Below are 19,396 nucleotides of genomic sequence, written 5' to 3'. Positions count from 1 at the left end.
GCCTCCTTTTACATACCGACCGTCGGTATGTTTATTTATATTTTTCATTATAAACGGTTCATCCAGATTTGTATACAACAAAAAAAGACCGCTCACACGGTCTCCTCAAGCTCAAAATGCAAATTCATCGGCACATCTGGCAGAGCCGAGGCCTCCTCCATATTCGTTGTAAGTGTTTTCTCATCCACTTCCTCAAATCGAAAACCGTCAGCCCAGACTGTTCCATGACCGCTGAGTAGCACTCCAAAATGAATGGATTCACTGCGCGTAGGAACATCTAATACGATCGCATATTGATTCCATTCCGTAGAATCTGTCACAGGTCGATTCTGCATATTATCAAACTGCACCGTATCACCCTTTCCGTCATCTACCCGCATCCAAATTCCTGCTGAAGATACATTCTCTGTTTTCAAGAAAGCAGAGAGCTTCAACCGCTTGCCTACATACTCTTTTGCTTGAAACCCCTGCATCATCGTCGCAAACTGTCCTTCTTGTACGCCTTCTTTAGATGATAAAACACCTGATTGCTTTCCCGTATGGAACTCTGCTGTATCAACACCCATCTCATACATATGCGGATGTGAACCACTCAAACCCCAGCCAGGTACTGCTTCATGTAATGTCATCGAATCTTCCTCCTTTTTCATTTGCATGTCTCTCATCATGGACCTGTACATTCCGGGAGGTAAGGAATACAGATGCTTAAAAGCACGCGTAAAGGCTTCCTGCGATTGGAATTGTAACGAAAAAGCGATGTCTAAAATCCCCTGATTCGTATACAAAAGAAGCTGTGCAGCCGTAGCTAATCTTCGTTTCCGCACATATTCCCCCATCGACAGCCCGGTTTCTCGTTTAAACACACGCAGCAAATGAAAATGTGAATATCCTACTTTCTCAGGCACCTGTCTCAGCGACAGCTCATCCATCAAATGCGACTCCAAATAAGAAATCACCTCTTGCGTCACCCGACTATACATCATCTCCCTCACCTCTTCTTGATCATAAAACAAATCAGTTCACTCGTTTTGATCAAAATTGCGATGTTTCATCTATCCAACTGAGGAGGAAAAACGCTAACGTGAGCGCTCGTTGTTTGATAGAAACTCCCTCACATCATCTGCGATTTCTTTTGATTTCGTATGATGCAAATAATGGCCGCCCTTGAAAGTACCGACTTTTCCATGGTCTACATGTTTCAGCAGCTCTTCATGCATTGGTTTCCAGCTTGGTGTTTCTTCCTCCGTTTGATCCGCTAGGTAGAAAACAACAGGGAGACGCTTAGGAAAATGTAGACGTTGAGCGTTTTTAAAATTGTTTCTAAAGTTTTCTGCCTCACTAGCTTGGCTTTCATCCAAAAAATTTCGGAAAGTCAGCATTTTAATCTGAGCTTTCGTTTGATCATCTACTTTAGGCATCACCAGTTGATCTGGATTCATTTTCACTATCAATCTGTAAAAGCCGGATTGATGAAGCAGCTGTAAGCTGGAGACTGGCAATTCATCCGTTTCCTGTTTAGGAACACTCGTATCAATTCCAACAAAGGCTTGGACTTCTTTTTCATATTGATTCACATATTCTAATCCATAAATGCCAGCAATCGAATGACCCATCAGCGTATATTTTTTAATGTTGAGTTTCTGCAAACATTCATGAATCTCATCCACAATGTTTTGACTTGTCCTTACTTTATCTGTGTCGTCACTTAAACCATAACCAAACGGTTCAATCACAACGACTCTATAATATGGCGATAACTCCTTGACTAACGGTTCAAAATCCAGCACAGGTGAAGCAGTCCCATAGCCTGGGAGAAGGACAATCGTTTCTTTCCCATCGCCTTGAATGAGCACATTCATTTGCTTCCCATCCACCAAGACCTTTTGCCCATAAGCTTCTATTTTCCCCTGTTCTCTTTCCTTACTAATTAGATTCACAACATAAACACTGGCTACAAATACAACCAAGACAGTCAGAATGGTACATAGAGCAATCAGCATTATTCTCAGTAATTTTTTCATTATTTTTTCTTCCCTTCATGATGAAGTACCCTAGATTGCATCCGCAGATAAAAGATTAGTATTTTCTTTCACAATAGATAATGCCAATGGTATTTGCGCAAACACTTGATACATACATAAACGTAATCGCTATATAAAACCATTCCGTTGGAGATGATAATTCATGAACAAAAGCTTGAATGACAGCCACCAATATATAGGCTAATGCCACACCTACAATTGAAAAACTTCCAGCTTTCGCTAAAATAAATTGGCCCCGTTCATCCTGTTTATATTCACGGCTTTTCTTAAATTGAAAGACCGTACTTAAGATAGAAAGGATAATCAGAGAATAAAGTATGATCGTTGTCATCATCGCTGTTGTTCCTCCTTGTCAACCTCTTGAAAAACGTCATATAAATCAACTTCAAATGTCCTCGCAATTTGAAATGCTAATTTTAAAGACAAAGAATATTTACCATTTTCAATTGCTGCCACAGTTTGACGAGTCACACCTAACTTCTCTGCCAAATCCTTTTGTGTCCAGTCTTTTTCTGCCCGTAATACTTTCATTCTATTTTTAATTTCCATTTCAGATTCCTTTCTTAAAGGATGATTTATTTAACAATATGTTAAAAATAATTAACATTATGTTAAATAACAATAACCTCTTTTCTTCTGTATGTCAATTTCACCGGATGCAAAAAAAGAATCATCCATTTTGAAAGGCCTACCTCAAAATGAATGATTCTCTATAAATGATGTGATCATCTGATTTAAAACACTTTCCTCTGGTAAATCGCAGTAGAAAGTCCCCAAGACAGCAAGTAGATGAGCATAATCAGTACAGTTGACCCCGTATATACAATAGGGATCGATAAATTCATGATAAAATCAGTGATCCCACTGAATTGCTCTGCTAAATAGAGAACAACAGGCGGTCCCATAGCAGATAATACGATAAAGCCAATAATCACTGCCGTTGTGATATAGCCAGGCTTTAAGATATAAAACAATGGAAACGTACATGCTGCGAACAATAAAAACAACCCGCTGCCAATCGCAATATCTGACAGCGAAAACAGCTTCCCAAACACAAATAATGCAGCACTTGTCAGCACGATCGCAATACTCATATAAAAAATGGCGCCAAGATAACGTGATGCGATAATTTCTTTACGTGTATAGGGCAAGGAATTTAATAGAATATTCGTTTCTGCCTTCTCATCATAAGCATATGTGTTAAATGGAATGAAAACACTAGCGACTAGAAACGTTAATACTGGATGGACATCCATGAAAATAAAAAATAAGATAAACGGAATAAAAATAAGTAACTGCTTCTTTTGCAAAATCACATCACGCTTAATTAAATGAAACATGCGCAACCCCGCCTTTCAAATAAAACATGATATCCTCAAGCGACGCCGGTTCAATCACAACCGCATCCCCAAAAATAAGTTTCACCTCATCAATCCGATCTGTTAATGCTTCAAATCCGGCTGCCGTACGCTGAATATGGATAAACGCCTTTTCTGTGTCTCGATCCAGCAAATCAAGGCTCCCCTTCACCAGCGCATAATTCTCCGCCACCTCATGAATCGACTGTTGAAAGACCAATCTTCCATTTTGTATAAACGCAATATAATCCGCGATGCGATCTAAATCAGTCGTCATATGCGTTGAGAAAAAAATCGTTCGGTTTCCATCAATCATCAATTCTTGTAACGTGCCGAGCAGCTCTCTTCTAAATACCGGATCTAGCCCAGCAGTTGGTTCATCCATAATAATCAGCTCGGCATGATGCGACAGCGCAATCGCAAGTGACGCCTTCATCTGCATCCCTTTTGAAAATGTTTTAATCGCTTTATTCAGCGGTAGGCCAAACTGTTCAATATATTGATAAAAAAGCTGGTCATCCCAGCGTTTATAGGCAGGTGCCACAATTCGTTTGATGTCTTTTAAATTCAATCCTGGGAAAAAAACGTTAGCATCGTAAACAAAGCCAATTCGTTCCTTAATCTCTTTTTCATGCGTGCGATAATCTAATCCAAAAATTTTAACCTCACCAGAATCTGGTTTTAACAAATTCATGATCATTTTAATCGTGGTCGACTTACCGGCTCCATTTTCTCCAATAAATCCAGTAACAAATCCCTTTTTGACCTGTAAATCAAGATTCTGCACAGAAAAGTCTTTGAACCGTTTTGATACTCCTTTGAATTCAATCACGTGCTCCACTCATCTCACTCCTCATACAAGAACTTTAATAACTGCTGCAATTCATCAAAAGATAAGCCTAATTCCTTGCCGTTTGTAACAACCGCTCCAAGCTGTTCCTCAATCACCTTCAATTTTTTCTCTCTCATGACCTCTAGGTTTTGCTCGGCAACAAATGATCCCTTACCGACAATCGAATAAATAAATCCTGCCTTCTCTAACTCTTCATATGCACGTTTTGTTGTGATGACGCTGATTTGTAAATCCTTCGCCAGCTTTCGGATAGACGGCAGTCCCGCACCTTCTGCAAGCTCACCCGTTAAGATCAACGATTTGATTTGCGTCGTAATTTGCTCATAGATAGGCTCCTTAGAATGGTTAGAAATCGTAATTTGCATATAAAAACCTCTTTTTTCTGTACTGGTATTCGCAACGAAATATTGTATATACACTATATATACATTATATACACACTGAAAAAATATTCAACTCCTTTTATGAACTTTTTTGAATGCGATCCAACTAAAAAACCGCACAGCTCTTCAGCCATGCGGTTCCTCAACAAATCAATTTATCTCCAATATACCCATTTTCCCATAAGCCATTCCACAGGCCCTCTTCTCCCTTGAAGTCTCACCCTATTTAGCATTCAAAATTAGAAGAAGCATCTAATAACAACACATATCATTTCGAATCCGAAGAAACTAACAACGGATTTTCTTGCATCATACTATTGTTAACAATCAAAATTATAATTATTATAAAAAGCATAATAAAGTGTTTCAAAAAAAGAGTATTTGAGTTATTATGTACAAAAAGGGAAAAAGGGGATTATATGTTAATTACAAAACGTTTTGTATATGGTTTTATTATTTTTTATTCTATATTTTTAAGTGCTCTATTTATATTCAGATTTATAAATGGAGGAATAGGAGATAGTAATGAAATCTTCGTATATATCATCTTGCTCCTATCATATATACCATTACTTGCTGTTATTAGCTATTTTATATTTTCTTATATTTTTGGTTATTTGAACTTAAGTCCAAAACTTAAAATCTTTTGTGTTGCTATTTTAACATCTATTTTTATCAGTTTGTTCCTAGACCTTCAACTCAATGACCGTTTTTTTTCACTCAATGCATTTATATCTGCTTTCATTATGAGCTTAATTTTACCTAATTTAAAAAACAACCTCACTAAAACCAAGTGAGGTTGTTTCCTTTTAGATTTTGGTATTTATACTCATTCTAGCAGATGGCGCTACAGGAAATAAATACTCAAAACCTTTATTTGATGCTTTAAAAAGAGTAATACTAATGTCTGTATATGGGATATAAGCATACATTTCATGGCTTGGAGCTTGGTCTCTAGATCCGCTAACAGTAATCCTTCCATTCTTGTAAACAACAATACCAGCCCTATAATTAATAGATGGTGTAACAAATCCAAAGTCATTAAAACCTACTGTAGCATCATGATCAATAACGTAATAATTCATACTTTTATCTTTTTTACCCTGTTTAAAAACAATATTTTTATCTGTTGGCTTCTTCTGCTTTTTAAATTTACCATCTTTATCATAAAGTCTTGTATAACTTACATTCTTTTTGAATGTTGTATTTGAACCATTTTTGGTAAATCTCACGGCAGTTTCAACCATTGTTCGATGTGTACCATTAGAAAAACTAAAAGATCTATTATCGCCACCAAACTTATCTTTAGATGTTATACCACTAATTATTGAAGCAGCTGGTGCATATTTAGTTGGTATAAATGTTCGGTAATTAACACCCACTTGATTGGGATAATAATCAACAGGTGGTGTATACCCTGATGTGCTCATTTTGTTTTTTTCTGGAATTTTAATGACTTTAATATATTCGTAAGGTCTATAATAATATGATTTAAAATCTGCGAAATTAATTATTTGACCCCTTTTACTCAACTCTGAATTAATTTCTTCAATTTCAGAATCGCTCAATTTGTGATACACCACAAATTTATACGAATATGTTTCGCCACTTTTAATTTCAGAATCTTGAAAACCATTACTAGCATCGCTCGATATAAGCTTATCATCTTTATACAACTCTATTTTACCACTAAAATTATCTTTAACATTTCCTCTTAATTTTAGATTAATTGAGTTATTGATAATCGCGCTATCAATGTAGTCTTCATTATTCAGGGGGTTTACTACATTATCTTCTTCATTAGAATGCATCAACTTCATCTTTTTATTAGCTAATGTTTTTGTATCTACCCTAATTACATCGATCTTTTTACCTTTTTTGTATATATTAACATTATATTCCACAGGAGTATTTTCTTCTAAATCCTTATCTGTAAATTTAGATTCCTTCCCACTCCATACTAACCTATCATTTGAATACACATCATAACTATCTCCAATATCTTCCCACTTTAATGAAATTTCGTTAGCTTCAGGTTTAACATTTACTTGTGGTATTTCTTCTAATCCCTCTGCTTTTAAATCTTGAACAAAAAACAAACACGAAAACAATATTACAACAAAAAAAATTAACTTATAGTTCAAAAGAATCCCTCCCTTATTCAAAAGTAACATACAATATTTAGAAATACAATATTTTGCATATAACTTATTTTTTTACTTTTTGAAACATATTGAAGATTTTATTATTATATAAACAAACAGTTTATCTCCAATATACCCATTTTCCCATAAGCCATTCCACAGGCCCTCTTCTCCACTTTTTCAAATAGAGATAGCTGATGAACAGCTGAGCTGTGTAAAGTCCAACAGCAAGTACCAGTCCAAACATTGAGCCCATTTGTCCGAATAACCCAAGTCCGTAAGAATAGAAAATCGTTGTACAAATAATAGATTGAGCCAAATAGTTTGATAAAGACAATCGGCCCAGTCCTGCAAGCAAACGTTTCAACCCTTGTGCAGCATTTGAATAGTAGAAGACAATAAAAGCTTGAATATAACCGATCGTCAGGACATAGGCTCCTAACGTCAACACCATTTCGCTCCAAGGAGCATCACTGAACGTCGCACATTTTAAAGCGAGCCCGATGATAATCATCCAAACCCAGCCTTTACGATAAGCCATGCCTCGATCTTCTTCTGTCAAATGACCTTTTTTCCCGATCGCCATGCCAAGCAGTGCAAATGGACCGATCATGATAGGAGCATAGAGAAGACTTAAAATTGGTGTCAGAGTAAGTGTTACAATTGCCATCATGATGGAGACGATTACCATATCATCTTCGATTGTAATCCGGCTCAACACAATATCGCCATATGTACCAGTTCCATATACATTTGTTAATAATTCAGAATTTCCGTAAATAAAATTCATTAGAGATGGATAAATCACTAAAGATATGGCACCTAAAATACCCGACCATATAAACACTGTTTTGATTCGGCTGTGTATAAACATCATTAGGAAAAACGTACAAGCTCCATAATAGAGAAGAATGTCGCCACTCCAAATAAAGATTAAATGCAGCATCCCAAGCACAATAAGACCAAAGCCGCGGCGGACGACGATGGCATTCGTATTCAGCCCCTTGGCCTTTGTAGATTCAATCAGTTTGATAAAAGAATACCCAAACAAAAAGGAGAAAATCGGATAAAATGACCCCTGGAACAAGATTTCCGTCACATATACCCCAAACTCCTGTCCCCATATGCTCGGATCAAACATCTTCTCAAAATCATAATCATATTGAAAATTAAGCATATTCACTATCAAAATACCTAATAAACTAAAACCACGTAAACTATCAATAAACTCAACCCTAGATCCCTTCAACACGACAGCTCCTTCGGAAAATATAAAAATAAAGCATATTTATCCTACCACACTTTTAAAAAATTGGATCTCATCCCCATGTGAAAAACCGTGTTTTAAGGTAAATTTAATAAAAAAACCTAGAATTTATATTCTAGGTAACCTACTTATGATTAATGACTCTTTTCATCCTTCCAAAGCACACGCTTCACATAAAACAAAATCCCCAATCCAAACAAAATCAACGGCAACTCCCAGTCTGCAGAAATCGGTAGCCATGTCAACAGCATGAGAATAAGCAAAACAGCTCCCACACCTGCATAAAAGACCACCGTTTTTTTCAATTCTTGGTTTGATTGAAACAAAAAACCACCTCTTTATTAACACTCTTTTATACCATTTTTAGCATATTCAACTGTTATAAACAATCATTTCATCAATCCATATCCCGACAAGCCCAAGCATCCACCTCGACCTTTAAAGCAGGTGAAGCCAAAGCCACCACATAAATCATCGTCATACAAGGCAGGTGATCTCCTAAAAACTGACCCATGATTCGTTTTCTGCTCTTAGCATCAAACTCACCTACCAAATAAAACACAAGCTTCGTTATATCTTCCACTTTCATATCTGCCGCTTCTACATTGCGTTTTACATTCTCTAACGCTAGCTCGAGCTGTTCCATCGGGCTCTCTGGGATGGTCCCATCGACTTCCATCCCCACTTGCCCTGATAAGGTTAACCACCGCTGCGGCCCTGTGGTCTCTATTTGATGGATGTACGGTGCAACTGGCGCATGAATGGTCTCAGGATTACGTGATGTTTTCATTGATCAAACCCCTTTTCTGAAAATACAATCAACTTCCACCTATCATACCAAACTTTCTTCCCATCCTATCTGCATATGCTCCGAACGAAGCAAAAAAAAGACCTTTCTTCAAAAGAAAGACCTCTCTAAAATGATGACCCGCTCCGATGCTCAATTTGATGAATCCAATTCAAATCCGCCTCTAAATGAAGCAGCGTGCCAGAAATCAATAAGTACCGACTCTCATCACCTTGCACAAGACATTCCGTTTTCAGCTTCGTGAGTTCCATCACATCTTTCATGATGACGGCTTTCTGCTGCTGAAGCATTTCTTTTTCTTGATGAAATCTGATTTTCCGTGCACAGCCCCATTTAAAGTGAAAATCATCCTTTGCAGCATGATATGGAACAGGTGCCAACAGCCATGATTCCAGCTCTTGTCTGCCTTCTTCCGTCACGTCATACAGCTTTCGATCTTGGTCATCTATTCCCACTGCTGTCACCAATTGATCACGAATTAACCGATCAAGCGTCGTGTAGATTTGACCAGGGTTGATTTTTCCTTTTATTCCGAGCAATGACTCCAGCTCTAGCTTTAATTCATATCCATGATGTTGCTGCTGACAGAGCGATGTTAAAATTCCGTATTTCACTGACATATGATTTAACCTTCTTTGAGAGATGATATCATCTCTATTTTACTCGCTGTCGCACTAGAAATCCACGAAGCCGCTAAACTGAGTGCAATTCCTGCGATCACTGCCAGCAGTAGATGCACAGGCGGCAATTGGAATGAAACAAATCCACCCAGCCAATCAGATTGGCTTGAGATATATAGAAGAATCACACCAAATAAAATGCCGCCAATCACACCTGATAACCCAATGAGCACACCTTCTCCGACGATCATTTTTCTCACCTGCTGCTTTGTCAGCCCAAGCGCCCGCATGGTGCCAATCTCAGATGTACGTTCAAGCGTATTCATCAGCAGTGTATTGGCTGTTCCAATGCTCGCGAGCCCAATAATGAAAATGAGCATCATAGAAATTAACTCGTTCATACCAGTTAAAGCCGATGTCGTTGATTCAATCTCATCCTCTACTGTTTTCACCTTTGAAAGCCGCTGCCCAAAGTCTTCCCATAGCTGATCTCGTAAAGACTCACCGGCACCTTTGTCTTTTAACGTAAGCAGGATATCAAGGGGCTGCGTCCACCCTAAATCCTCTTGTAAAAATGTCTGATCGACAAATGCCACATAACCCGAATGATGAGAAGTCTTGACCACATCAATGACTTGTAACTGCTGCCGGCCAGAAGGTGCATTGAGATACACACTCTCTCCAATACGCCCACCCCATTCATCAAACGCACGCTCTCCTAACACGATAGAAGGCGTTTCTGATAATCGTTGATACAAATCGCCTTTATTGTCACCTTCTATAAAAGAAGGTCCTTTCTCATCCACACCGATGATAGAAAATTGTCTTTTCTCTCCATGGGCCGTTTCCCATGTCAAAGGAGCCGCTTCCATCATCGGTTCCACCCGCTCAACAGACTCATAGGATGACAGCTTTTCTTGATCCGCTTTCGTCCATGGCGCTTCAGAGGTAACCCTGAGATCACCGCCGTACGTTTGACGGATCTCTTTTTCATAGCCATCTGGAGCCGATTCAATGACCGCACTTAAAAGCAAGATCACAGCAATCCCAACAGCTAGAATCGCCGCCGTATTGGCATTTCTATTCAGTTGCTGCGTGACATGCTGCGAGGATAGATGGCCCGGGTAACCAAAGACAAACTTCAAAAGAGGCGCCAACAACCGGTTCAAAAAGAGCAGAAAAAATGGGAATAACAGAACCATGCTGGCTAAAATGCCAAGATAAGCAGCCTGATGATCCACCCATATGAATGAAAGCAAGCCTATCCCTATCACCGCCCTAATGACCGATCGTTTTTTCGGTGCAGAAGTTTGGGTAGTGGATTTTAAAGTCAGCAGCACAGACGTTTTTCCTGCATGGTAGATCGGAAATAACGAAAACAGCACAGGGAACACAATACCAACGATCACAGCTATTACAACAGGCACTTGCCAATCTAACGAATACACCATATCAAAAGCGAACACACCAAGCAGTGTTTGCATGAACACATCTCCAAGCCAAACGCCAATCGGCACCCCAATGGCTGTTCCAATACATGCCAAGATCAAAACCTCAATCAACATCAGCTTAGAAACAGAGCCCTGCGTATAACCAAAGCTCTTCATAATCGCAAATTCCTTTTTCCGTTCCATCACACTCGTATAAATCATATTAAACACGATAAAACCGCTCATAAACATCGACAGCCCTGCGATGAGGTAAAAGAACGTGTACAACCCGCCAATGTCATTACTTTGCCGGTCATCCGCCACCACAGGCTGGACAAAAACATCGGCATCCTTGAACTCTTTCTGTAAAGATTGAAAGAGCTGCTCTCCGCCATCATTCGTCTGAAATCTCATATAAGAAAGCTGATGATCGAGTCCCGTCCAGTCTCTCAATAAATCAAGCGGCGCCATCACACGAAAACTCGATGATTCTGCACCCTCCCAGTCACTCGGACTTGAAAGCAGCTGTGTATATTCCACAATGGCAGATACCTTCGCTTCGCCCAAATCAGAAAAACGAATGGTATCTCCCACTTTTTTATTCAGCAGCTTCGCCACAACATCTGGTATGACCAACCCCTGATTATCCAAACGCCCTTCAATCACAGGCAGCTTCAGTAAAGAGCTCGTTTGATCTTGTACTCCGGTAATTCGTACCGCCCGTTGGTTAAGAGAGTGATCACCTTCTACATCAAAAAACGTCTGTTTATCCAGCGCTAATAATGATCCTGTCACATCAGGATGCTTTAAAATGGATGAGATCTGTTCCTCATCATACGTATGATCATCACTCAACACCCAATAATCTGCATCAGCGACATACATTTGCTCATAGTAATGAAACACATCATTTGTCGTTCGATCGGCAATGAGCATCGACGTGACAAAAGCAATTCCCACCATGATGCCTAAGACAGAAATGGCGAACCGCTTTTTATGCTGAATCATGTTACGCCATGAAATTCGCCACATACTGAGCATAATCATCATCCTTTCTAGAGATCACTTGATCAATAACACCGTCTTTAAAAAGGATGATTCGATCCGCAAATCCTGCTGCGAAAATATCATGCGTCACCATGATAATCGTCTGCTTGCTTTCTCGATTGAACTTGCACATTAACGCCAAAATATCCTCCGCTCTATGCCGGTCCAAGTTCCCCGTCGGCTCATCTGCTAACAACACTGACGGCTGATTGACTAGAGCTCTTGCAATCGCTACACGCTGCTGCTGCCCGCCGCTCAGCAAACTAGCCCGTTTCCGTCCAAGTCCATTCAAGCCAACAGCCTCTAACAGCTCTACAACCGTCTGTTGATTCTCCTTTGTTAAACGTCCATCTGCATGCAGCGGAAACGCCACATTTTCTTCGACAGTTAATGTAGGTAGCAACTGATAATTTTGAAACACAAACCCTATCTGTTTTCGGCGAAAAATCGTTCTCTCTTTCTCATTCATCTCACTCAACTGATGCTCATCTATCAAAATCTCTCCATCAGTAGGCAGATCAAGCCCGCCTAACAGCTGAAGTAATGTACTTTTTCCAGAACCACTCGGTCCCATCACCGCTACAAACTCCCCTTCTTCTACCGTCAAATCAACGCCCCTCAACACCTCAGTCCGCTCCTGGCCTTGAAAGAATTCCTTCTTCACATTCTTGATCTGAATCATCTACAAACTCCTCCCATCCCTTTACGGAGTAATTATATACTAAGTATATATTATTTCAACATTTAAATCATGATAATATGTATTTATGTCTTATTTTTTACTTACTAAATACATAAAAAACCCTCTAGATTTTCATATCCAAAGGGTACACCATGCTATAATTCTTGTTTTCTAAAAAGAAACCATCCGATGAGAAAAAAGAAACCAATCAATACCGATACACCTAGAAAGCTAGTAAGTGCCTGATCTGAATAAGTCCCTCTATGAATCATCTCCTCAGCCGCACTTGTGACGCCTTTAGGTGCAAACTTCCCTAATGTATCCTCATAAAACGAAGGAACGGTAAACAGGATGAGGTTGATCAAAAGGGAAACGCCGCCCGCAGTCACTGAACGCTTAAAGAACGCCGATGCACAAATGGTCGATACTACAATGAGCAGTAGGTTCGGATAATACAAAAGCGTTCCTTTTAACACATCGCCCCAATCCACATGCCCAAATTGGATGTCCACATAATAAACGGAAGCAAGCACCGCCACTATCAAACTAAACAACGTTAAACAGGCATAGGCACATATTTTTGAGGCATAATAACTCATTCGACTGATCGGTTTCACCATAATCATCGCCGTTACCCCAGAGGCACGCTCTCCAGCAATCGTCCCCATCACGATCATAATAAGGATAAACACGCCGAGTGAATCAAATTTACTCAATGCACTGGCTAAAGCCTCTCCAGCACTAGGCTCTGGTATATAAAATGTAGACCCTTCAGGTAAATTAGCCGAATTCGATAAAAGATCCGGCAGCATTTTGAGCGTAATAGGCTGTGTAATCATTAAAATCGTAAAAATGATCGGCACAAATAAGATTTTATAACTAGTGAATAACTCCCTAAATTCCTTTTTCAACATCATCATGCCGTCACAACCTTCATGAAAATATCTTCAAGCGTCAGCTTAGATAATCGATATTGGAGAAGAACACCGCCAGTTTCAGTGATGAGACCCGGCAGCTCCTTCAATGCCGTATGTTGATCTTTGACTCGCACCTGATAAGTGCCTCCTGTCTCCATGCATTCCTCCACCCAATCCCGTTCTTTTAACAAAGCCATTAGTTTCGTATTCTGTTGTTCTAATTGAAATTCAATCACGGGCTGGATATAGTCTTCTTTGATCTGTTTCATCGAAGAGGACATTTCAATTTTGCCGCTGTTGATCATGATAATATGATCAGCCACACGTTCAATGTCATCTAAAATATGGGTCGACATAAAGATCAGCATCTCATGCTTTAGACGCTCAATCAAAGTCAGGATGTCTTTTCTCCCCATGGGATCAAGTGCAGACACAGGTTCATCCAAGATCAGAACCTTCGGGCTATTGATCAGCGCCTGTGCAATAGCAAGCCTCTGCTTCATGCCTCCACTATAGCTGCCAATGGCACGATCCTTCGCCTCATACACACGGCAAAGCTTCAACAGCTCCTCTGTTTTGGAACGAATGATGTTTTTCTCTAAATGAAATAACCCGCCAACCCAATGCATCCATTCCTGCCCCGTCATATCCTGATAAAATGCAGGATGCTGCGGACAGTACCCAATCACCTGACTGATTTGATCCATGTCCTTTGTGACATCAAAACCTGCCACCTTCACAATGCCAGACGTAGGACGAGCAAGCCCCGTCAAAATCCGGATCGTCGTTGTCTTTCCCGCTCCATTGGCTCCTAAAAAGCCAACACATCCAACCTCCCCAACAGAAAACGAGACATCTTTTAACACTTTATGCCGTCCATACGATTTCGTCAGCCCGTAACACTCCAACATATTCAAGCGAATCCCTCCCCTTTTTTAAGATTGTTTACGACCAAAAATGAAATACGCAATAGGACCGGCACTCGCCACAAACACAATCACCAAAGCCCAAACCCACTTCACCTCTCCCCTGATTCTCGACGGATCTCTTTTCAACAAATCAAACAAACCAATCACCATTAAAATCGCTTGTAGCAAAATAAGAGGTAAAATCATCTTCATATCCATACACGCCACTCCCTTTTCAAACGTCAATTTGTTTTGGTATTACTTCTTTTGACGACATGAAGAGAGAATTCGTTCAAATGGATTTTATTTTTATTGGTCGAATGGTCTATAAATATAAAAAAGCCCAGTGAGGGTTCCTTCACTGGGCTTGCTTGTGATGTTCATGACGAATCTCGCAAAATCTTTTCTATTTTCTTTCCCTTGGCTAACTCATCAATTAGCTTATCTAGATACCGAATATTTTTCATGGTTTCTTCCTCAATGTCCTCTACCCGTACACCACAGATGACTCCTTTGATTAAACTTCGGGAAGGATGAAGCTCAGGAGCCTCAGCAAAAAAGGCTTCAACGTCTATCTGCTTGTCCAACTGTTGCTGTAACTCTGCTGGACTGTACCCCGTCAACCAACAAATAATCGTATCAACCTCAGCCTTCATTCGTCCTTTTCTCTCTGCTTTTGCGATATAGAGAAGATAGACTTTTGCGAAGCTCATTGTGTAGATTTTAGGTTTGGTCATATGTCTGCTCTCTTTCTTCGTTAAATATTTATACTATCACGCTATCTCATTATGCACTTAGTATAATGTGTTAAAAATACAACTTATAAACGATGATATATGCCTTTATTATTTCTTTCATCTTTCTTGAAAGCTCTATATTTAAGAAATTGAACAATACAAAATCCAAGGAATACACCTATTGGTCCTCCACTTGAGACAGGACCACCAATTAAACAATAAGAAATGATAAACAATGCAATATAACCAATGAAGAAAAAAACAATTCCCCATTTTTCTTTTTTTACGTATCGAATAAAAATAATATTTCCCCCTAAGAATATTTATCATAATAGCAACATGGAAATAGTATCTATCAATCAAAGTTCAGCTTAAATCTTTCAACTGCTAGTTCTATTGACACAAAAATACCCCTTTAGACAATTATATCTAAAGGGGTATCAAAAATCCGATTTTATTTAATACCTACTCCACCGTCACACTCTTTGCAAGGTTACGTGGTTTATCCACATCACACCCGCGGTGAAGGGCTGCGTAGTAAGCGATTAGCTGTAATGGGACAACAGATGCAAGTGGTGCAAGTGCTGGGTGTACAGCTGGAAGGACGAAACGGTCGCCTTCGTCTTCTAGGCCTTTTAGTGAGATGACACATGGGTTTGCGCCGCGTGCAACGACTTCTTTGACGTTACCGCGAATGCTGAGGTTCACGTGCTCTTGCGTGGCAAGGGCAATGACCGGTGTGCCTTCTTCAATTAAAGCAATGGTGCCGTGTTTGAGTTCTCCGCCAGCAAAGCCTTCTGCTTGGATGTAAGAGATCTCTTTTAGTTTGAGTGAACCTTCAAGGCACACATAGTAATCAAGTCCTCTTCCGATAAAGAATGCATTACGTGTCACTGTGAAGAAGTCACGAGCGATTTGTTCCATTTCATCCTTTTGATCGACAAGGGCTTCCATTGCGTTTGCTACAATCCCAAGCTCTTTCACAAGATCAAAGTCAAGAGATTGACCATTTAATTCAGCTGCAACGGATGCAAGGATCGCAAGAACAGCGATTTGTGCTGTGTAAGCTTTTGTTGAAGCCACTGCGATTTCTGGTCCTGCATGAAGAAGCAATGTGAAGTCCGCTTCACGAGAAAGCGTAGATCCTGGTACGTTTGTGATCGTTAATGCTTTATGACCAAGCTCTTTGACTTGAACAAGTACAGCACGGCTGTCCGCAGTTTCCCCAGATTGAGAAAGGAAGATGAACAACGGCTTTTTCGATAGAAGCGGCATGTTGTAAGAGAATTCACTTGCTACATGAACTTCTACAGGTACTTTCGCCCAGTCTTCAATGTATTGTTTACCGACAAGTCCAGCATGGTAGCTCGTTCCGCAAGCCACAATATAAATGCGGTCTGCTTCTGCTACTGCGCTTGCGATATCGCCAGCGACTGACAACTTGCCGTTTTCGTCTTGATATTCTTGGATGATTTTGCGCATAACAAGCGGCTGTTCATCCGTTTCTTTTAACATGTAGTGAGGATATGTGCCTTTCTCAATGTCGCTTGCATCTAGCTCAGCGATATAAGAAGGACGTGTCATGATATCACCGTCAAGGTTTTTAATAATAACCTCGTCTTTAGTAACAATGACCATTTCTTTATCCATTAATTCCGCATATTCGTTTGTTACTTGAAGCATCGCCATTGCGTCAGAAGCCACAACGTTGAAATCTTCGCCGAAACCAACCAATAATGGGCTTTTGTTTTTCGCCACATAGATTGTTTCTTTGTTTTCGTTATCGAAAAGGGCAATTGCGTAAGAGCCTTTTAGTTGAAGAAGCGTTTGACGGAAAGCTTCCTCTGTATCAAGACCTCTGTTCACAAATTGTTCGATGACTTGAACAACAACCTCTGTATCTGTGTCGCTTTTTAGTGTGACGTCTTGTAAATATTCGCGTGTCAATTGTACATAGTTCTCGATGACACCGTTATGAACAAGCGTAAAACGGCCAGAAGCACTTTGATGCGGATGCGCATTTAGATGGCTTGGTACACCGTGTGTTGCCCAGCGTGTATGTCCAATTCCTGCTGAAGATGCCACGTTTGCATCAACGACTTCACGAAGCTCAGCGATACGTCCTTTTTCTTTGAACACATGCACGCCATCTTCGTTTGCCACAGCGATACCTGCTGAGTCATACCCACGGTACTCAAGCTTCTCTAAACCTTTTAATAAGATTTCCTTCGCATCATTCTGACCAATATAACCTACGATTCCACACATAAATATTCTTCCTCCCGATCATGTGAAAGGGACAAAGAAAGCCTACTAAAATAGAAGGGACATTTCTTCGTCCCTCTCTACATGTTTATTTTGGGAGATCATGTGTATTCCCTTTGTACAAAGAGTCACCTCTTTGCTTTAAAGAAACACTTACGGCTGTGATCTCTATATTTGATCAGCCGGGAGGCATCCGCCGAAAAATTCGATAACCTCCATCCTCGTCAACTAAGCATCTGTCGTTCGATCGCTTAGTTCGGGCGCTATAATTATAAGAGTGGCTGAACATCTACCCTGCCTTTCATGCTAGAATAAAAATCCAGTAACACAAGGATGATTGTACTATAAGGTCTGACCTCCGTCAATCACAATTTAGCGGGTGATCCCTTTCATGTTAGAAAGTGAGACCTCCCTACACTATATGCGATGAGGCTTGTCACGTTCTACCTTCGATGTGCTCTCTTATGTATGAAAGCAAGCAGCAAATTGCCCTCGCTTATATCATTCGTACTAGACCAGCCTCTTATGACGTTTATTCGAAAAAAAAAGCAAACCGCTACTTTGCGATTTGCTTTAATCAATTACTCAATACCCATTTCTTCTTTGACAACAGCCGTAATGCGAGCCACGTATTCATCACACAGCTCTTTTGTTTTCGCCTCTGCCATGACACGTACAAGCGGTTCTGTTCCTGATGGACGAACAAGGATGCGTCCGTCACCGTTCATCTCTTTTTCAACCTCTTGGATCACAGCTTTTACTTTTTCATTTTCTTCCACTTTATACTTATCAGATACCTTCACATTCACTAGAAGTTGCGGGAATTTCTCCATTTCAGCTGCAAGCTCTGACAATGTTTTTCCTGTTGCTTTTAGTGTATTCACCAGCATGATCGCTGAAAGCATGCCGTCACCTGTCGTATTATAATCAAGGAAAATCAAGTGGCCTGACTGCTCGCCTCCGACATTATAGCCATCCTTTTTCATCGCTTCGACCACATAGCGGTCACCAACAGCGGTTTGAATGCTCTTAATGCCTTGCTTCTCAAGCGCTTTATAGAAACCAAGGTTACTCATGACCGTTGACACGACCGTGTCATCCTTCAATCGGCCTTCACCCTTTAGATAACGTGCACATATGTACATAATTTGATCGCCGTCTACAATATCACCTTTTTCATCGACTGCAATTAAGCGGTCGCCGTCGCCATCAAACGCAAGACCAATATCCGCTCCTTTTTCTTTCACAAAAGCAGAAAGTGCCTCTGGATGAGTAGAACCTACGCCATCGTTGATATTCAATCCGTTTGGTGATGTTCCCATTGTTGACACATCTGCATCTAAATCTGCAAATAAATGTGTTGCAAGAGAAGATGTTGCACCATGTGCACAGTCAAGCGCTACGTGAATACCTGTGAAATCCTCGTCCGCTGTCTGTTTCAAGAATTGCAAGTATTTCTGACCGCCTTCAAAGTAGTCATTCACGGTTCCAAGAGCGGCTCCCACTGGACGTGGCAATTCATCAACCGGCTGATCCATCAGCTGCTCGATTTCATTCTCCTGTTCATCAGACAGCTTAAAGCCGTCACCGCCAAAAAATTTAATTCCGTTGTCTTGAACTGGGTTATGCGAAGCTGAAATCATGACACCTGCTTCTGCATCCATTGCCTTCGTTAAATAAGACACACCAGGTGTTGAGATCACACCTAAACGCATGACTTCAGCCCCAATTGAAAGTAAGCCTGCTACGAGTGCTCCTTCTAACATATGACCAGATACACGCGTGTCTCGTCCAACGAGTACCTTTGGACGTTCTTTATCCTTCGTGAGCACATAGCCGCCAAATCTCCCAATTTTAAATGCGAGCTCTGGCGTTAATTCGCTATTAGCCACACCCCTTACACCATCAGTTCCAAAGTACTTGCCCATGTTTCAA

At 40.3% G+C, this 19,396-nt stretch carries 20 protein-coding genes; all 20 read right to left on the bottom strand.

Annotated elements, in window-relative coordinates:
• Positions 1 to 92 precede the first annotated feature (92 nt).
• Positions 93 to 983, bottom strand: coding sequence for a helix-turn-helix domain-containing protein (locus LCD34_RS11545; RefSeq protein ID WP_224559059.1), 891 nt, complete (start codon positions 981 to 983; stop codon positions 93 to 95).
• A gap of 93 nt (positions 984 to 1,076) precedes the next feature.
• Positions 1,077 to 2,021, bottom strand: coding sequence for an alpha/beta fold hydrolase (locus LCD34_RS11540; protein ID WP_224559057.1), 945 nt, complete (start codon positions 2,019 to 2,021; stop codon positions 1,077 to 1,079).
• Positions 2,022 to 2,076: 55 nt separating this feature from the next.
• Entirely contained in the window at positions 2,077 to 2,376 is a 300-nt protein-coding gene (locus LCD34_RS11535; RefSeq protein WP_017366494.1) for a hypothetical protein, read from the bottom strand.
• A complete protein-coding gene (locus LCD34_RS11530) occupies positions 2,373 to 2,591 on the bottom strand; it encodes a helix-turn-helix transcriptional regulator (RefSeq protein WP_017358703.1) in 219 nt (72 codons plus the stop codon). Before LCD34_RS11530 ends, LCD34_RS11535 begins: the two co-directional genes overlap by 4 nt.
• Before the next feature lie 185 nt (positions 2,592 to 2,776).
• Positions 2,777 to 3,382, bottom strand: a complete 606-nt coding sequence (locus LCD34_RS11525; protein ID WP_008343909.1) for an ABC-2 transporter permease — start codon at positions 3,380 to 3,382, stop codon at positions 2,777 to 2,779.
• On the bottom strand, positions 3,366 to 4,241 hold the full coding sequence (locus tag LCD34_RS11520; RefSeq protein ID WP_025206645.1) for an ABC transporter ATP-binding protein: 876 nt from the start codon (positions 4,239 to 4,241) through the stop codon (positions 3,366 to 3,368). Before LCD34_RS11520 ends, LCD34_RS11525 begins: the two co-directional genes overlap by 17 nt.
• A 5-nt stretch (positions 4,242 to 4,246) precedes the next feature.
• Complete coding sequence (locus tag LCD34_RS11515) at positions 4,247 to 4,618, bottom strand: GntR family transcriptional regulator (protein WP_008343911.1); 372 nt, start codon at positions 4,616 to 4,618, stop codon at positions 4,247 to 4,249.
• 827 nt (positions 4,619 to 5,445) lie between these two features.
• Positions 5,446 to 6,780 carry a DUF3238 domain-containing protein gene (locus LCD34_RS11510; RefSeq protein ID WP_224559056.1) on the bottom strand — a complete coding sequence of 445 codons (1,335 nt, stop codon included), beginning with the start codon at positions 6,778 to 6,780 and terminating at the stop codon, positions 5,446 to 5,448.
• A gap of 121 nt (positions 6,781 to 6,901) precedes the next feature.
• Positions 6,902 to 8,029 (bottom strand): DUF418 domain-containing protein, encoded by a 1,128-nt coding sequence (locus LCD34_RS11505; RefSeq protein WP_146271277.1) that lies wholly within the window; start codon positions 8,027 to 8,029, stop codon positions 6,902 to 6,904.
• Between the two features lie 152 nt (positions 8,030 to 8,181).
• Positions 8,182 to 8,373, bottom strand: a complete 192-nt coding sequence (locus LCD34_RS11500; RefSeq protein ID WP_135226936.1) for a hypothetical protein — start codon at positions 8,371 to 8,373, stop codon at positions 8,182 to 8,184.
• A 71-nt stretch (positions 8,374 to 8,444) separates the two neighbouring features.
• Positions 8,445 to 8,837 carry a RidA family protein gene (locus LCD34_RS11495; RefSeq protein ID WP_224559034.1) on the bottom strand — a complete coding sequence of 131 codons (393 nt, stop codon included), beginning with the start codon at positions 8,835 to 8,837 and terminating at the stop codon, positions 8,445 to 8,447.
• Positions 8,838 to 8,962: 125 nt separating this feature from the next.
• A complete protein-coding gene (locus LCD34_RS11490) occupies positions 8,963 to 9,475 on the bottom strand; it encodes a PadR family transcriptional regulator (protein ID WP_007498534.1) in 513 nt (170 codons plus the stop codon).
• A gap of 5 nt (positions 9,476 to 9,480) precedes the next feature.
• A complete protein-coding gene (locus tag LCD34_RS11485) occupies positions 9,481 to 11,946 on the bottom strand; it encodes an FtsX-like permease family protein (RefSeq protein WP_224559032.1) in 2,466 nt (821 codons plus the stop codon).
• The gene (locus LCD34_RS11480) at positions 11,915 to 12,634 is read right to left on the bottom strand and encodes an ABC transporter ATP-binding protein (protein WP_048001369.1); all 720 of its coding nucleotides are present in this window, start codon (positions 12,632 to 12,634) and stop codon (positions 11,915 to 11,917) included. The genes LCD34_RS11485 and LCD34_RS11480 overlap by 32 nt, the downstream gene beginning before the upstream one ends.
• A gap of 155 nt (positions 12,635 to 12,789) precedes the next feature.
• A complete protein-coding gene (locus tag LCD34_RS11475; protein ID WP_025206636.1) occupies positions 12,790 to 13,554 on the bottom strand; it encodes an ABC transporter permease in 765 nt (254 codons plus the stop codon).
• Complete coding sequence (locus tag LCD34_RS11470; RefSeq protein ID WP_318010721.1) at positions 13,551 to 14,468, bottom strand: ABC transporter ATP-binding protein; 918 nt, start codon at positions 14,466 to 14,468, stop codon at positions 13,551 to 13,553. The genes LCD34_RS11475 and LCD34_RS11470 overlap by 4 nt, the downstream gene beginning before the upstream one ends.
• 18 nt (positions 14,469 to 14,486) lie before the next feature.
• A complete protein-coding gene (locus LCD34_RS11465; RefSeq protein WP_003217265.1) occupies positions 14,487 to 14,678 on the bottom strand; it encodes a PLD nuclease N-terminal domain-containing protein in 192 nt (63 codons plus the stop codon).
• Between the two features lie 161 nt (positions 14,679 to 14,839).
• The gene (locus LCD34_RS11460) at positions 14,840 to 15,196 is read right to left on the bottom strand and encodes a DUF2200 domain-containing protein (RefSeq protein ID WP_224559030.1); all 357 of its coding nucleotides are present in this window, start codon (positions 15,194 to 15,196) and stop codon (positions 14,840 to 14,842) included.
• Between the two features lie 465 nt (positions 15,197 to 15,661).
• Positions 15,662 to 17,464 carry a glutamine--fructose-6-phosphate transaminase (isomerizing) gene (gene glmS, locus LCD34_RS11455; protein WP_007498541.1) on the bottom strand — a complete coding sequence of 601 codons (1,803 nt, stop codon included), beginning with the start codon at positions 17,462 to 17,464 and terminating at the stop codon, positions 15,662 to 15,664.
• Between the two features lie 578 nt (positions 17,465 to 18,042).
• Positions 18,043 to 19,389, bottom strand: coding sequence for a phosphoglucosamine mutase (gene glmM / locus LCD34_RS11450; RefSeq protein ID WP_039170226.1), 1,347 nt, complete (start codon positions 19,387 to 19,389; stop codon positions 18,043 to 18,045).
• Between the last annotated feature and the right edge of the window lie 7 nt (positions 19,390 to 19,396).

This window comes from Bacillus sp. RAR_M1_44 (assembly GCF_020165935.1).
Classification (GTDB): domain Bacteria; phylum Bacillota; class Bacilli; order Bacillales; family Bacillaceae; genus Bacillus; species Bacillus altitudinis.
The sequence above is the reverse complement of the archived record's forward strand: the minus strand, read 5'-3'. Positions and strand labels throughout refer to the sequence as shown.

Excerpts from the sequence above, each read along its gene's own strand:
- glmS (WP_007498541.1), bottom strand. The coding sequence starts at position 17,464 with ATGTGTGGAATCGTAGGTTATATTGGTCAGAATGATGCGAAGGAAATC.
- LCD34_RS11460 (WP_224559030.1), bottom strand. The coding sequence starts at position 15,196 with ATGACCAAACCTAAAATCTACACAATGAGCTTCGCAAAAGTCTATCTT.
- glmM (WP_039170226.1), bottom strand. The coding sequence starts at position 19,389 with ATGGGCAAGTACTTTGGAACTGATGGTGTAAGGGGTGTGGCTAATAGC.
- LCD34_RS11525 (WP_008343909.1), bottom strand. The coding sequence starts at position 3,382 with ATGTTTCATTTAATTAAGCGTGATGTGATTTTGCAAAAGAAGCAGTTA.
- LCD34_RS11475 (WP_025206636.1), bottom strand. The coding sequence starts at position 13,554 with ATGATGATGTTGAAAAAGGAATTTAGGGAGTTATTCACTAGTTATAAA.
- LCD34_RS11490 (WP_007498534.1), bottom strand. The coding sequence starts at position 9,475 with ATGTCAGTGAAATACGGAATTTTAACATCGCTCTGTCAGCAGCAACAT.
- LCD34_RS11465 (WP_003217265.1), bottom strand. The coding sequence starts at position 14,678 with ATGGATATGAAGATGATTTTACCTCTTATTTTGCTACAAGCGATTTTA.
- LCD34_RS11495 (WP_224559034.1), bottom strand. The coding sequence starts at position 8,837 with ATGAAAACATCACGTAATCCTGAGACCATTCATGCGCCAGTTGCACCG.
- LCD34_RS11515 (WP_008343911.1), bottom strand. The coding sequence starts at position 4,618 with ATGCAAATTACGATTTCTAACCATTCTAAGGAGCCTATCTATGAGCAA.
- LCD34_RS11545 (WP_224559059.1), bottom strand. The coding sequence starts at position 983 with ATGATGTATAGTCGGGTGACGCAAGAGGTGATTTCTTATTTGGAGTCG.
- LCD34_RS11530 (WP_017358703.1), bottom strand. The coding sequence starts at position 2,591 with ATGGAAATTAAAAATAGAATGAAAGTATTACGGGCAGAAAAAGACTGG.
- LCD34_RS11480 (WP_048001369.1), bottom strand. The coding sequence starts at position 12,634 with ATGATTCAGATCAAGAATGTGAAGAAGGAATTCTTTCAAGGCCAGGAG.
- LCD34_RS11485 (WP_224559032.1), bottom strand. The coding sequence starts at position 11,946 with ATGCTCAGTATGTGGCGAATTTCATGGCGTAACATGATTCAGCATAAA.
- LCD34_RS11535 (WP_017366494.1), bottom strand. The coding sequence starts at position 2,376 with ATGATGACAACGATCATACTTTATTCTCTGATTATCCTTTCTATCTTA.
- LCD34_RS11540 (WP_224559057.1), bottom strand. The coding sequence starts at position 2,021 with ATGAAAAAATTACTGAGAATAATGCTGATTGCTCTATGTACCATTCTG.